The organism is Stutzerimonas stutzeri, assembly GCF_000952685.1.
Taxonomy (GTDB): Bacteria; Pseudomonadota; Gammaproteobacteria; order Pseudomonadales; family Pseudomonadaceae; genus Stutzerimonas; species Stutzerimonas stutzeri_E.
Window position 1 is genome coordinate 127744 of the sequence record NZ_JYHV01000004.1, and the last position, 14510, is coordinate 142253.

General features: G+C 62.6%; 13 protein-coding genes. 7 read left to right on the forward strand and 6 right to left on the reverse strand.

All coding sequences use genetic code 11. From position 1 onward, the window contains the following. Positions 1 to 194 precede the first annotated feature (194 nt). Both UF78_RS01460 and UF78_RS01465 read left to right on the forward strand, forming a co-directional pair. A complete protein-coding gene (locus UF78_RS01460) occupies positions 195 to 2153 on the forward strand; it encodes a HAMP domain-containing methyl-accepting chemotaxis protein (protein ID WP_045160254.1) in 1959 nt (652 codons plus the stop codon). A gap of 221 nt (positions 2154 to 2374) precedes the next feature. Then, the gene (locus UF78_RS01465; RefSeq protein ID WP_045160256.1) at positions 2375 to 3049 is read left to right on the forward strand and encodes a hypothetical protein; all 675 of its coding nucleotides are present in this window, start codon (positions 2375 to 2377) and stop codon (positions 3047 to 3049) included. Positions 3050 to 3215: 166 nt separating this feature from the next. Here UF78_RS01465 and UF78_RS01470 read toward each other — a convergent pair whose 3' ends face one another. The 4 genes from UF78_RS01470 to UF78_RS01485 all read right to left on the reverse strand — a co-directional run bounded on the left by UF78_RS01470 (position 3216) and on the right by UF78_RS01485 (position 7224). Then, positions 3216 to 3662, reverse strand: coding sequence for a DUF2147 domain-containing protein (locus UF78_RS01470; RefSeq protein WP_045160257.1), 447 nt, complete (start codon positions 3660 to 3662; stop codon positions 3216 to 3218). Positions 3663 to 3766: 104 nt separating this feature from the next. Further along, positions 3767 to 4717 carry an alpha/beta hydrolase gene (locus UF78_RS01475; protein WP_045160259.1) on the reverse strand — a complete coding sequence of 317 codons (951 nt, stop codon included), beginning with the start codon at positions 4715 to 4717 and terminating at the stop codon, positions 3767 to 3769. Beyond that, a complete protein-coding gene (locus UF78_RS01480; protein WP_045160262.1) occupies positions 4714 to 5031 on the reverse strand; it encodes a DUF2218 domain-containing protein in 318 nt (105 codons plus the stop codon). Before UF78_RS01480 ends, UF78_RS01475 begins: the two co-directional genes overlap by 4 nt. Before the next feature lie 54 nt (positions 5032 to 5085). Continuing rightward, complete coding sequence (locus UF78_RS01485; RefSeq protein WP_045160263.1) at positions 5086 to 7224, reverse strand: TonB-dependent siderophore receptor; 2139 nt, start codon at positions 7222 to 7224, stop codon at positions 5086 to 5088. Between the two features lie 172 nt (positions 7225 to 7396). Here UF78_RS01485 and UF78_RS01490 point away from each other — a divergent pair, with 172 nt between their 5' ends. The 5 genes from UF78_RS01490 (at position 7397) to UF78_RS01510 (ending at position 11919) form a co-directional block, all read left to right on the forward strand. Beyond that, positions 7397 to 8365, forward strand: coding sequence for a helix-turn-helix transcriptional regulator (locus UF78_RS01490; RefSeq protein WP_045160343.1), 969 nt, complete (start codon positions 7397 to 7399; stop codon positions 8363 to 8365). A gap of 111 nt (positions 8366 to 8476) precedes the next feature. After that, entirely contained in the window at positions 8477 to 8800 is a 324-nt protein-coding gene (locus tag UF78_RS01495) for a hypothetical protein (RefSeq protein WP_052679263.1), read from the forward strand. 267 nt (positions 8801 to 9067) lie between these two features. After that, complete coding sequence (locus UF78_RS01500) at positions 9068 to 9835, forward strand: substrate-binding periplasmic protein (protein WP_045160265.1); 768 nt, start codon at positions 9068 to 9070, stop codon at positions 9833 to 9835. Next, positions 9823 to 11172, forward strand: a complete 1350-nt coding sequence (locus UF78_RS01505) for a GGDEF domain-containing protein (protein WP_155397583.1) — start codon at positions 9823 to 9825, stop codon at positions 11170 to 11172. Before UF78_RS01500 ends, UF78_RS01505 begins: the two co-directional genes overlap by 13 nt. Positions 11173 to 11187: 15 nt before the next feature. Then, complete coding sequence (locus UF78_RS01510; protein ID WP_080890533.1) at positions 11188 to 11919, forward strand: substrate-binding periplasmic protein; 732 nt, start codon at positions 11188 to 11190, stop codon at positions 11917 to 11919. A gap of 36 nt (positions 11920 to 11955) precedes the next feature. Here UF78_RS01510 and UF78_RS01515 read toward each other — a convergent pair whose 3' ends face one another. Next, positions 11956 to 13575, reverse strand: coding sequence for an NAD(P)/FAD-dependent oxidoreductase (locus UF78_RS01515; protein WP_045160267.1), 1620 nt, complete (start codon positions 13573 to 13575; stop codon positions 11956 to 11958). Positions 13576 to 13738: 163 nt separating this feature from the next. Continuing rightward, positions 13739 to 14470, reverse strand: coding sequence for a carbonic anhydrase (locus UF78_RS01520; protein ID WP_045160268.1), 732 nt, complete (start codon positions 14468 to 14470; stop codon positions 13739 to 13741). Between the last annotated feature and the right edge of the window lie 40 nt (positions 14471 to 14510).

Consider the following 14510-nt stretch of genomic DNA (forward strand, 5'->3'; position numbering starts at 1 on the left):
GATATGGCTAGACCTTCCGTGAAGTCGTGTCGGCCCTATTACTCCAAACGACACCGCCATTCTAGAAAACGACCCCTATGAAGCCGATTCAGGCAGTCCAGCTAAAAACAATTGCCATGCGGTCGACAGAGTGAGAGACAGACATCTATGGCCAGTGGCCATTTCATTTGCCACACCTCGAATGGAAGATGACGATGCTCGGTTTCGCAACGGCCAGACTGGCCAATTTGGGAACGGCCACGAAGCTCGCCCTCGGTTTCGGCCTGGTCTTGCTGTTAACCGCCGTGGTCGCCGTCGTTGGACTGACAGCCTTGCGTTCGGTAGATATGCGATTCGACGAACTCAAGCACGTGTCGTCGATAAAAACCGAGGTCCTGTACATCCGCAGCATCGAGCAGCATTTCACCGCTAGCGGCGACGCTAAGCATGTAAAGGCGCTCAACGACAAAGTCGCCACTACCCTGGCCAACGTCGCGGAACTCAAGTCGCAACTTGGTGAGGCCCAGCAAGAGGGCCTCACCAGCGTTGAGCTAGCGCTCGCTGAATACCAAGATGCATTCACCCGTTTCGTGCAGGTTTCAGACGCCAAGGCCATTGCGCTCGACTCCGCCTACTGGTCAGTGGTCAGCGCTTCCAACAGTCTCGATATCCTGCAGAGTGGGCTGGTGGAAGACGGCCTCTATGATTTAAAGGAATCCCAGGGGCAGCAAGGCGCCGAAATGGTCGGCCAGGGCCAGCAGATCGCTCAGCTGTACAGCTTGATTCTTTCTGCACTGAATGAAGCCCGCCAACGCCTGCAGCAGAGCGACGAAACGTCTGCTACAACCATCCACCAGGCCCAGGCAGCGCTTGACCTCGCTAACTCGCTCATGGAGGCGCTGGACCGTGGCATGTACGGTGCGGTGTTGACCGAGGTGGTGGGCAACATCAGGTCGTTCAACGACAGATTGGGGGATTACACCCAAGCATTGGAAGACGGTGCCCGCCTTTACACTGAAATGAACAATCGTGCGGAAGGCGCGCTTGAGGCTGCGGATAAGGCCTATCAGGCTCAGCAAGACGCCATGCAGGTCGATCTAGTCGCGAGCAGCCGCTTGATTTTGCTTGCTTCCGGATTGGCGCTAATCGTCGGCATTCTCGCTTCGCTGTTGATAACCCGCCTCATCGTCCGCCCCCTGCGCGAAGTGATACAGGCCGCCAATCAGATCGCTCGGGGAGACCTGAGCGCGCAGATTGTAGTTAATCGTCGTGATGAGTTCGGCCAGCTGATGCAGGCGATGCAGGAGATGTCGAAGAGCCTGCGTGGGATCGTAGGCCGCCTGCAGGGCGCGGTGACGCAAATCGCTGACTCTGCGGAGAAGGTCGCGGGCGTTACCGCCAAAGCGAGGGACGGCGTGTTGCGGCAGAGAGTCGAGATCGATCAGGTTGCCACCGCGATGAATGAGATGTCCGTTACCGTTCACGAAGTGGCTCGCAACGCCGAGGAGGCGGCTGGTTCAACTCGAATGGCCGACCGCACGGTTGGCAACGGGCATGCGATGGTCAAACAAAGCCTGGAGCGGGTGACTCAATTGGTCGACTCGGTCCAGGAAGCGGTCCGAGGCATCGATGCGCTGAGCGAAGAAAGCCAAAACATCGGCACTGTGCTCGACGTCATCAAGAGCGTTGCCGAGCAGACCAACCTGCTCGCGTTGAACGCTGCCATCGAGGCGGCGCGCGCCGGCGAGCAAGGGCGGGGCTTTGCCGTGGTGGCCGATGAGGTCCGCTCGCTCGCCCGGCGCACCCAGCAATCGACGGCCGAAATCCAGCATCTGATCGATACGCTGCAGAACGGCGCGAAGGTGTCGGTGCGGCAGATGCAGCACAGCAACGATCTTGTCCAGTCGACAGCCACCGACGCGAACCAGACGGCACTCGCTCTGAGCGAGATCGCCGCCGCGGTATCCATCATTCAGCAGATGAACCAGCAGATCGCCACGGCCGCCGAGGAGCAGACCGCTGTGGCCGAAGAAATCAATCGCAGTGTCATCAGCATCCGGGACGTCGCAGACCTGTCGTTCACGACGATGGAAGAAACGACAAACTCGCTCGATCAGTTCAGGGAACTCAGCCATGAACTGCAGGCGCTGACCGGACATTTCCGTGTGAATTGAGCGTTGGGCAGCGGGCCCTAGGGGGGCTGTAGCCGAAAAAAAATACGGCACGCCATGGGCATTGTTTCAGCTGTGACCACAATCACGTCGCGCCTGGACTCACCGACTAATGGCGATTGAGTGTCACGGCGTTATCCGCAAGTATGCGCCCCTCTTTGACCCGTGCTGACAAGCAAGTCAGCGCATGTCGTCTGTAATCATCGGAACGGATGCCTTTCCCCATGTCTCGTCTTGTTGCGCTCGCGATTGCTTTTGTCTTGCTCAGTGGTTGTGCCTACGGTCGAAAGGCCGATTACGCACATAGCTATCCGACCCTTTCAGCCGCTCCCATCCAGGCGGTCGAAGTGCAGGTGACGGACGCACGACCGTACGTGCTATCAGGTAACAAGAAAGGCACCTTCGTTGGCCTTGTGCGCGGCAGTTATTACATCCCCTACGACGTGAACACCCGCTCGGGTCTGCCATTGGCCGAAGATCTGCAAGCTGCGTTGGTCGGTGGGTTCGAGCGCAAGGGCGTCTCGACGCACTTGGCTGAGGCAGACGCACGAAAGGCATCGAAATCGGAAACCTTGCTGCTTGCCGTCTTTGTACACGAATGGAAAAGCGAAGCCGCCTTTGGAGAAATCCTGACCTACTCGCTACGTGCGGAGCTGATCGACCAATCCGGACAGCGCCTGGCGACGGCACAGGCCAGCGGGTCGGACCGTGTTTACGACTACACTCAAGCAGGCCAGGCGGCGCTCGCTTCGCTGCTGGCCCAGCCAACGCTCATGCAGGTGTTCGGCGGTGATGCCGTGACCGACACAGCACAAGACGAGCCGGTACAGATCGCGCCGGTGCGCAAGGCGGCGGCCGAACTGTATATACCGGGCTTCGGGCGGGATGGCGTTTATTGATCGTCGCCGGCGCCCGCTTCACCGACCATCTGCCATCATCCAAGCGCCCCGCGCCAGTAACGGAACGGGGTGCTTACAAACAACCGAATGTTCGGCTATCCCGAGCCGGTCGCGCCGAGTCCCCAGCCGGTGAGCCTGCCAGGCGCGCCCCGGTAGAGGTTTAAGCTTACTGGCGAACCCAGGTCTGGGTGCGGCCCAGCGCTTCAATGCCGACGTACCCGCGCATCTCCAACTTATCCCCACCTTCGAGCAGCGTCACCTTGGCGCGGTAAGTCTTGCCTTTGGCTGGATCGAGGATGGTGCCGCCGGTCCATACACGTTCGCCGTCGGGCTTGAGTCCCCAGAGAATGGTCATGCCGGTGATCGGCTGGTCTTTGCGCTCGCCGTCGCAGGCACTGCATATCGGATTCTGGCCATGGTCCGATTGCAGGATCTCCGCCACTTTACCGCTCAGTGTTCCGTCGGCGGCCTCTTGAATGTCGACGATGGACTTGGGCTTGCCGGTTTCGTCATCGATGGTCTGCCAGCGGCCGGCGGGTGACTCGGCGGCAAGGGCCAGTGACGAGAGCGAGAGTGGCAGGGCCAGCAGCAGGGCATTGAAAAGAGGACGCATGGTGTCTCCAGTGATGGAAAAGGCAGCGCCGACTCTAGCATCGGACATTTGCCTGCACTTGCCCTGGCCGGCTGACCGGTCGGTTCTCGTCGCTTTCGTCATCTTCAGTCGTCCTGATCGCGGGATGGCTGGCGTCCGATCGCGGCCGCCAACACCAGTGCCACGACCGAGCTGTGTGCGGCGTTGGTGCCGTGGTTGGCTCCCGGAAACAGCTGGAATGCGCTGTTCAGGCCGTGGCCGGACAGCCGCTGCAGACGGTCGACCAGATCCCGGGCATTGCCGACCATGCGCCGCTCGGCCATATGGCGCTGGCGCGGGTCGTCCATGTCGGCATCCGCCGCGGGCTCTTCGGCACCGCCAGCGGTGACCAGCAGGCGCGCGGCGACAGGCTGGTCCGCGAGCTGCCATTCGAATGCGGCGAGTGTGCGTTCGACATAGCCCTGGTACCACCAGATCGACGGACTGGCGGCCACATAGCCCTGAAATGCCTGCGGATTGGTGAACAGTGTGTAGAGGGTGAACAGGCCGCCGTAGGAATGGCCGAACAGGGTCTGCCGTCGGGCGTCTACCGGGTAGCGCTTGGCGATCACGGGTTTGAGTTCGTGCTCGATAAAGGCCAGAAAGTCATCGGCACCGCCCGATGGCGGTGGTTCGCGGCCCGGCAGGCGCTGGCGATCGTCGGCTTTGGGCGTGTAATCCTCGGCACGCGCCTTGAAGTCGTACAGGGCCTCGCCGGTGTAGCCGATGCCGACCACCAGTACCGAATCGCGAAGATTAGGGGCGGGCCGATCCTCTAGGGCCTGGGCCTGGATCGCCAAGCCCGGAAACAGGGCGTTGCCATCCAGCACATAGAGCACCGGATAGCCACCCGGCGGTGGCGCGTGTCGCGGCTCCGAGACGAAGATGCGGTAGTCCTTGCCAGTGCGTTGCGAATGCAGGTCACGCTGGCTGCTGTGCGGTAGCTGAACTGGCTGCCAGCCGGCTTGTTCCCTGGCGTGTGCCTGTACGGCGGCAAGTCCCAGAATGGCGAGCAAGGCGAGCAGGGCGCCTTTCATGGCTCGGCCTGCCTGTGGCTTGGCGGTAGCGGCCCGTCCAGCCAGTTCACCTTCAGTGCTTCGTCGCCCGAGAAGCGATGGAGGTGGTCGTCGATGACGAAGCGCAGGCGCTTTTCCGCCTCGCCGGCCTCGGCCTGGCAGTCGATCAGCAGTCGCTCGTCATCGGCGAGCATCCGGCACTGGCCGAAGGCGAATTCGACCTGCGCCTGACGCTCATCCAGCTGGACTTCGGCCTTGTGCGCGAAGTGTTTGCACAGCCGCATCATGTTGCGGGACGCGCGGGGTGTCGCCACCTGGGCGTGAAAATGGGGCATGGTGATCTCCGGAAGTCAGCCGCCGACGCCTACGGGCGCAGGCGGCCAGGTGGATCAGAACTCGTAACGGGCGCCCACCGTGAAGCTGCGTGACGGCCCGTAGAAGTTGAAGGTGCCGACGCTGCCAACTCGCGAAACGTATTTGCGGTCGAGCAGGTTGTTCACGTCGAAGGTGCCGGTCAGCTTGTCGGTGATCGGGTAGGACAACTTGGCATCCACCACTGCATATCCCGGTGCGCTGAGGCGCGGGCTGCCGGCGCGTTCGATGTAGTAGTCGCTCATCGCGGTCACGCCACCACCGATCCCCAGGCCGCGCAGGGCACCGCCGGGCAGGGTGTACTTGGTCCACAGCGAGGCCTGGTGCTGGGGCATCAGCGCGAAGAGCGCGTTGTCGTCACCGGCCAGGTTCTCGGTCTTCATGTAGGTGTAGCCGGCCAGCACTTCCCAGTCGGAGGTCAGGTAGCCGCTGATTTCCAGTTCGCCACCGCGGATGCGGGTCTTGCCGGTGGCCTCGTAGACGCCGCTGATCGGCGCGCCACTGTCATCGATGGCGCCGGCCGCGCGGTTCTCGTCGGTGAGCTGGAAGGCGGTGATGCGCGCGTTCAGGTCGCCGCCGAAATAGCTGCCCTTGATGCCTACCTCGTACTGCTCGCCTTCGCGCGGGTCGATGATGCGGCCGTCGGCACCGGCCTCGCTCTGTGGCTTGAATACCTGCGAGTAGCTGGCGTAGAGGGAGTGCTGGTCATCCAGATCGAACACCAGGCCGCCGTAGGGCGTGATATAGCCGGACTCGCGCACATCCTGCGTGGCGCTGCTGTTCTCGCCTTCGAAGCTGCTGACCCGCGCGCCACCGATCAGCGCCAGGCGCTGGATCGGGCGGAAGGTCAGCTTGGCGTAGAGGCCGGCTTCGCGCTCATCGGTTTCGGTCGGTGTGCCGAAGGTGACGTTCGGCTTGCTGGTGTCGCCCGGCTGGTAGCTGGCGACGTCGATGGCGCCGAGATTGCCGCGGGCGTCCGCGTACTCGGTCTCGTAGCGTTTGAAATCGCTGCCGATGACGAACTCGCTGACCTGCCCGAGCAGCTCGAACGGCTGGCTGTAGTTGGCATCGACGGCGAGGGTGTCCTGCTCCAGATCGCGGGCGGTGTAGGCCAGGCTGGTGGCGCCGCTGTTGACGTTGCGCGCGGTGAAGGCATAGAGGTAATCGGTCGCGCGCCTGGAGCCGCGCACCGCCACGCGACCGTAGCCGCCATTGTCGAAGCGATGGGTCAGCTCGGCGACGACGTCGGTGCCGCGACTGTCGAAATCACCCCAGTCGGCGCCCAGGTAGGTCGAGCGGCTGAAGTCTTCCAGGCTGCCGTCGATGGCGGCCGGATAGCCGTTGTGCGGAAGGATGTCCTTGGTCTGGTGGATCAGCCCGAAAGACATGACGGTGGCGTCGGACAGGTCGATGTCCAGTGCGCCATAGAAGCTCTCGCTGGTGTTGGCGTTGTAGTCGACCTCGCCGTTGGTGTCGGCGCGGGAGATGACCGTACGGCCGCGCACGCGCCCCTGCTCGTCGAGCGGGCCGGACAGGTCCGCTTCCAGGTAATGGGTGTCCCAGCTGCCGTAGCGCCCGGTCAGGCTGCCCTGGACCTCGCGAGTCGGGCGCTTGCGCACCATGTTGACGATGCCGCCCATCTCGCTGGTGCTGTTGAACAGCCCGGACGGCCCGCGCATGACCTCGACCCGATCGAACGGCGACAGCGACGGCAGCGTGCCGTTGATGCTGGCCATCGGCGCGGGCAGTCCATCGATGTTGAATTCGTCGTACTCGTAGCCGCGTGCATAGATCGACGAGCGCCCGCTGTCGTTGCTCAGGGTGCGCAGGCCGGTGGAGTACTTAGCCAGGTCATCCAGGTTCACGAACTGGCGGTCGCGGATGTAATCGCTGGTGTACACGCTGATCGACTGCGGGATGTCGCGCAGTTCGGCCGGCGTCTTGGTGCCGACGGTGGCGGCCGGCACGGTGTAGCCGCCGCTTTGCTCCGAAGACGGCATGTCGTACAGGCGGTTGCCTTCGACGGTGATGCTCTCCAGCTGCACCGGTTCGGCCTGAGCGGCGACACTCTGCGCCAGGGCGCTCAACGGAAACGGGGCGAGCAGGCCGGCAAGCAGCAATGGCCTGAGGCTTGAGGTGCGGAGAATTCTGTCCATGGGCGGCTCCTGTCGCAGCGGCGGCGACGTGTTGGCAAACGTTCGCGCTACTTAATGATAATTATTTGCATCAAAAGATGTCGACGCGTAGTCTGCCACCCAGTCGCTTCGCGAACCTTTGCGGGGCCGAACATTTGCTTTGCAATCCCGTCAGTTCGAGGCGCAGCGCCGCATGAATCAAGCTGATCACATCATTCGTGGCGATGAGTTGCCGGCCATGAGCAGGCCGGGGCTGCGCCTGTCCAACGAGGATGACGACCGCCTGCTCTACGGCCGAGTGAAGTGGGCGCAGCTGCGTGATGGCCTGTCGCTGCACTGGTCCGATTGCGAAGAGCTGCAGGATTTCGTCACCGAAAACGTGGTTGGTCCGCGGGTATCGTTCGTGCTCTTTCTGCAGGGCCAGAGCCGGGTCAGCTATGGCGATCTGCCGCTGACGCTCGGTCAGCCGGCGTCGCGGCAGGCACCCGAGGGCGTGGCGGTTTCGATGAACGAACCGGTGCTGTTCCGCCGCCAGGCGCGCCGCGGCAGTCATATCCGCAAGCTGGTGGTGAGCCTGACGCCGGACTGGTTCGAAGGGCGCGGGGAGGGTGTCGGCTCGAGCGATGGCGCGATCCGTCGCTTCATGGATAGCCACCTGGCGCCGCGTGTCTGGATGCCCTCGGCGCGGCTGCTGACGTTGGCCGACCAGATGCTCAACCCGCCCGGCTACGACACGCTGCTTCAGGGCCTGTACCTGGAAAGCCGCGCACTGGATATCGCCTGCGAGGCACTGATCAGCCTGGGTGATCGCTCGGCGTCGGCGGAACAGGGCCTGCGCCCGCAGGAGTACCGCCGTCTGCAACGCCTCCTCGCGCTCCTCGACAGCGGTGAGGCTGACGACTGGACGCTGGAGCGCATCGCCCGGGAGGTGGGCGTCAATGCCACCACGCTGCAGCGGCAGTTTCGCCTGTTCAAGGGCATGACCGTGTTCGAGTACCAGCGTGCCCGCCGGCTGCAGCTGGCGCGGGAGGCTTTGGAGCGCGAAGGTGCCAGCGTCAACGAGGCCGCCTGGCGCGCCGGCTACAACAGTCCGGCCAACTTCGCCACGGCATTCAAACGCCAGTTCGGCATCAGCCCGCGGCAGGTGCGGGCGCGGGTTTGAATGCTCGGAAGGTGTGCCGTAAGACTTTTGCCCGCGGCCACATCTTGCGGCTGCTTGTTAAGCCGCCACCGCCGCGCCATGCTCGCCACCGGTATTCAAAGGAGCGATTCGATGAAACAGGGATTGTTGGCTACGGTGCTGCTGGCTGTGTTAGTGACACAGGCGCAGGCCGGTTTCCAGAAGGACAGGGAGGCGTTCGACATGCGCCAGGCCGAGCTCGACCAACGTTGCGAGTCGGCCCGGGAGGCGAAGCTGGCGCCGCTGCGCGAAGCGGCGTTTCAGGACTGCATGAGAACGACCCGCAACAGTCGCGCCGAGACCGAGTGTCGGCGCAGGACCGCCGGTGAAAACGGCAACCGGGCCGGTGGTGCGCCTCGCTTCTATGACGCGCCTGCCTGCGTAGAGGCGTTCGAGCACAAGCGACAGCGGCCCTGAGCGGGAACCGCGGGCGTGCCGCGTAACGCGTAATATAGCCCGGCTGACGATTGAACAAGCTGGCCCGGCGATCTACGCCATGTGAGCGGCGCCTCTTCCCCCACATTCCCGCCCCCATCGGGCTCGCCATACGTCGGAGAGCTGTGGACGGGCACGCCCATCTGCTCAAGTGTGATGGGCTGGCGCCGACAAAGGGGGTATCTGATTGATTCTAGTGGCCTGCCCCCGATGCCGGCCCGGGTTCCTTGATCCCTCCGAGGACACTGCATGCGTTCGTCCTGTCTCCGCGATCTGAGCGTCGCCCTTGTCCTGCTAGTGTCCGGGGCCTATAGCGCGCTCACCTATGCCCATGCAATCACCGCGGTCACCGAAGAGCTGCCCCCCTACAACATGACCATCGACGGCAAGCTGACCGGCATGGGCACCGAGGTGGTAGAGGCTGTTCTGGAAGAGGTTGGGGAAACCGCGCACATCCAATCGATGCCCTGGGCACGCGCCTACGACATCGCGCTCAATACCGAAAACGTGCTGATCTATTCAATTGCCAGAACTCCGCAGCGCGAGGCGCTGTTCAAGTGGGTGGGCGTCATCGCGCCGACGCGCTGGTACCTGTTCTCGCTACCTGGCATGCACTTCAATCTGAAGAGCCTTGAGGACGCAAAGCAATATCAGATCGCTACGGTCAAGGAGGATGTCGGAGAGCAGTATCTGATCAGCAACGGCTTTGCCGTGGGGCGCAATCTGCAGTCGAGCAATAAATACGAACACAACTACCAGAAGCTCAAGGCCGGGCGGGTAGATCTATGGATTTCCAACGAGCTCAACGCCCACTATCTGGTGCGCCAGGGCAGCGGTAATCCAAACGAAGCTGCCGTCCCTCAGTTAAGCCTGGACGACCTCGGTGGCACCAATGGACTGTGTTTGGCGTTCAGCCGCAAAACCTCGGATGAGCGCGTCGAGCAGTTCCGCCAGGCTTTGGCGCGTGTACGCGCTGATGGTCGCTATGACGCGATCGCCGCTAAATGGCTGAAATGAACGCGCACGACAGTCCTGACCCCGCAGCCCTTTTGCAGCGACGGACTGGCTCGCTCGGACGTCGTCTGGTGCTGGCCACGCTCGGTTTTTGCCTGCTGTTTACGCTGGTCACTGTCGGGGTGCGGACCTGGTCGGCCTGGCAGACCAGCCTGGCGGCGATGAATGCGGAGCTGGTGCTGATCGACCAGGTGTTTCAAAGCAACCTGGCCAAGGCGATCTGGGAGATGGACAGCGATGCACTGCGGACGCAGATCGACAGCGTCGCCAAGGCAGCCCCGGTCGGTCGCGTCGAATTGCAGATCATCCGTGCCGGGCGCGAGCCGCAAATCATTCAGCGCGAGCGCGCGCAGCAGCAGGTTCGGCACCGAGCGCCGACGTTGCAGCATTCCCTGACGTACGAGCCTTATCCGGGGGCCCTTGAGACGGTGGGCGAGCTGAAGCTGGAAGGCAATGAAGGACTGCTCTGGGAGCGGTTGATTGATGAGATCACCAACATTGTCATCACCCAGATCATTCAGTCGCTTTTGCTGGCCGGGTTGATCATGTGGATGTTCAATCGCAGCGTCACTCTGCATGTGCGCCGGATTGCCCGTCACCTGACTCGCCTGACGCCTGAGAATCTGGATCAGACCCTGCGACTCGAGCGCCCCTTGAAGCGCCACGATGAGCTGAGCCTGCTGGAATCCGGCGTCAACGGCCTGCAGGCGAAACTTTCGGCATACCTCGAACGACAACATCTGGATGAGCTGGCGCTAGCCGCGCATCGAGATCGCCTGGCCGAATTGGTCGAAGAACGTACCATCGAGTTGAGTGCCGCCAACGTGTTGCTCGAAGAGCTGTCGCGCAGCGACCCGCTGACCGGGCTGGCCAATCGTCGACATTTCGACGAGATCAAGGAGGTCGAATTTCGTCGTGCGCTTCGGTTGGGCCAGCCCCTTGCGGTGCTGATGTGCGACGTCGACCATTTCAAGCGCTACAACGATGCCCACGGCCACGCCTCCGGTGATCGCTGCTTGCAGATCGTGTCCGAGACCCTGACGAACACCTTTGGTCGGGCCGGCGAGTTAGTTGCGCGCTTGGGTGGCGAGGAGTTCGTGGTGCTCCTGCCAGGCTCGGATCGGGACAGTGCCAGGCGCGCGGCTGAACGCCTGCAACAACGGTTGGCCGAGCGGGCCCTGCCCCATGGCGACTCACCGGTTTCGTCACAGGTGACGCTGAGCATTGGCGTTGCCGCACTCGATGCCGAAACCATGGATCATTTCGACCTCTTGCTGCACAGCGCCGACGAGGCCCTCTATCGGGCCAAGGCGCAGGGCCGCGATCGGGTTGCCGACTAAGATACCGAGGCTCATATGATGCTCCCGTTTGTCGTTCGTATCGCCTTGCTGTGGACCTGTCTGGTGCCCTGCGTTCAGGCAGAGACAATCCGTGTAGTCACAGAAGAGACGTCGTTCAGTTACCTGCGACAGGGCCGGGTGGTCGGTCCAGCGACCCAGGTGGTGGAGGCAACCCTTGCGCGTGCGGGTCTGGATGATTACCGCATTGGCCTGTACCCCTGGGCACGGGCCTATGACATGGCGCTGCGCGAGCCGAACGTGCTGATCTATCTCATCGCTCGCACCCCCGAGCGCGAAGGTCAGTTTCATTGGGCCGGAGAAATCCTGCGAATCGACTACCACCTGTACCGGCTGCCCTCACGGAAAGACGTCCAGATCGCGCAGCTGGAGGATGCCAAGCAGTACCGTATCGGGGCGTTGCGCGGGGATGTCCGCTATCGCTATCTGCAGGACGAGGGATTTACCAAACTGGTGGTAACTGTCTCGAACGCAGACAGCTTCAAGCTCCTGAGCAACGGTCAGGTCGATTTGGTACCGATGTCGGAACAAGGCGTCAGGATGTTCTGCACTGAGGAGGGGCTCGCTGATGGCTGTCTGGAGCGCGTCCTTACTCTCAACACCGCCACGAGCCTTTATATGGCTTACAGCCTGCAAAGCGGTGAGGACGTGGTGCTGCGCACCCAGGCGGCTTTCGAGTCTCTGCAAGCGGATGGGACAGTAGCCCGCCTCATGGCAGGGCAGCGCTGAACGAGGCCGGCGCTGCCGACGTTACGCCCGTCTCGCTCAGCCCTGCAGGTCGGCCAGCATCGCGGTGGCCACCGCTTCGGCGACCTTGATGCCATCGACACCGGCGGAGAGGATGCCGCCGGCGTACCCGGCGCCTTCACCGGCCGGGTACAGGCCGCGGGTGTTGATGCTTTGCAGGGTCTCGTTGTCGCGCTTGATCCGCACCGGTGAAGAGGTTCGTGTTTCGATGCCGGTAAGCACCGCATCGGCGCGATCGAAACCGCGGATCTGCTTGCCGAAGGCCGGCAGTGCTTCGCGAATGGCCTCGATCACGTAGTCGGGAAGCGAAGGTGCCAGGTCGCCCAGCCGAACGCCCGGCTTGTAGGACGGCTCGACCTCACCGAATGCGCTCGACGCCCGGCCACGAATGAAGTCGCCCACCAGCTGCCCCGGCGCGCAGTAATCGCTACCGCCCAGCTCGAATGCGCGCGATTCCAATCGTTCCTGCAGCTCGACGCCAGCCAGCGGACCGCCGGGGAAATCTTCATCCGGATTGATGCCGACGACGATGCCGGCGTTGGCGTTGCGCTCGTTGCGCGAATACTGGCTCATGCCGTTAGTGACCACGCGGTTGGGCTCGGAGGTCGCCGCCACCACAGTGCCGCCCGGGCACATGCAGAAGCTATAGACCGCTCGGCCGTTCTTGGCGTGGTAGACCAGCTTGTAGTCGGCCGCGCCCAGTTCCGGGTGCCCGGCATATTTGCCCAGGCGGGCCTGGTCGATCAGTGACTGCGGGTGCTCGATACGAAAGCCCACGGCGAAGGGCTTGGCCTCGATATAGACGCCGCGCTCGTGGAGCATGCGGAAGGTGTCGCGTGAGCTGTGGCCGAGCGCCAAGACGACATAGCGGCTGCGCAGCTCTTCGCCGCTGGCCATGCGCACGCCCTGGATGCGGCCGTCTTCGATGATGAAATCGACCACGCGGCTGTCGAATCGCACCTCACCGCCCAGCGCCTTGATTTCTTCGCGCATGGTCGAGACGACGCCGGTCAGGCGGAAGGTGCCAATGTGCGGTTTGCTGACGAACATGATCTCTTCCGGCGCGCCGGCGCGGACGAACTCGTGCATCACCTTGCGGCCGTAGAACTTCGGGTCCTTGATCTGGCTGTAGAGTTTGCCGTCGGAGAACAGCCCGGCGCCGCCTTCGCCGAACTGCACGTTGGATTCCGGGCTCAGCACTTTCTTGCGCCATAGTGCCCAGGTGTCCTTGGTGCGGCTGCGTACATCACGCCCGCGTTCCAGCACGATCGGCCGGAAGCCCATCTGCGCCAGCGTCAGCGCGGCGAACAGGCCACACGGGCCGAAACCGATCACCAGCGGACGTTCGTTCAGCCCCTCGGGTGCCGTGCCGACAGGGTAATAGCCGGTGTCCGGCGAGACGCGGATATTTCGGTCATCGGCCAGGCGTTCGAGCACTTTGTCTTCGTTCGCTACGCTTGCGTCGATGATGTAGACGAAGGTGATCTCGCTGTTCTTCTTGCGCGCGTCATAGCTACGCTTGAATACACTGAAGTCGAGCAGCTCGTTGTCGCTAATCTTCAGGCGCGCAACGATGGCTTGGCGCAGGGCCTCGGCGGGGTGATCGAGCGGCAGTTGCAGTTCGTTGATGCGAATCATGGCGAGTCCTGGCCGGTAGCCCCGGCAGAGGTGAGGTGAGCGGGCGTAAACCGACGATTTGCGCGGCGCGCAGTGTAGCGGTGACGGCTCCCACTGTCATGAATTCGGAATGCCACGAACGAGCCGGCCATCGCTGATGCGACGCCCGGCTGAGCGAGTTGATCTATTGCAGGATCGTTCGCGCGTTAACGGGTTGTAGCGGACGGTTGTTGGCATGTCCGACGGCCTTCGTGAGGGCTTCGATCTGTGCATGGGATGCCGCGATAGGTTGCTTGAGAACCAGCCAGCGGACCCCTTCCGAACAGGGCGGCGTGGTGAGTGAGCCGTTGAAGCGGTAGTAATCCAGATCGGCTGGCAGCATGTCTCCGATATTCACTCGCTGCGGCAAGAGCTGCTTCGCGCCTTCGGCCGGCGGGGTGTTCCAGAGGCTGGCCAGCACGGTGTTCTGCTTGCCCTCCTTGAACATCACTGCGAGCACGACAAGGTGTCCCATCTCATCGGAATGAACCAGATGCCCTTCTAACGGATAAGAATGTCCCTTGATCTGGTTTTCGCTGGGCATGTGGAAGTGGAACTGGATGAGCTGATACTGCTTGCCGTCCAGGGTGAGGGTGCTCCCCGGCTCGTAAGCCACTTGTACGGTGTGACCATTATTGACGACCTCGCTCGCACCAGCGGTGTAGTCCAGCTTCAATGGCGTAAGTTCTGCCTCGATGAATCCGTCCAGGTTGACGGGCGATTGGTTCTGCCCCGCACAGGAATGGAATTCAGGAGTTAGTTTCGCCCAGTTCTGCGGACCTGCTTCGCCCGAATAACCCCAATGCGTACCTGGCGTGACGGCCCAGGCATTGGCGCAGGCAATCATTACGCCGATCGCAAGTGCGGCTTTTCTCATGCTCATTTTCCTTTTCTGGTTATTGATTCAACAAGCTCGA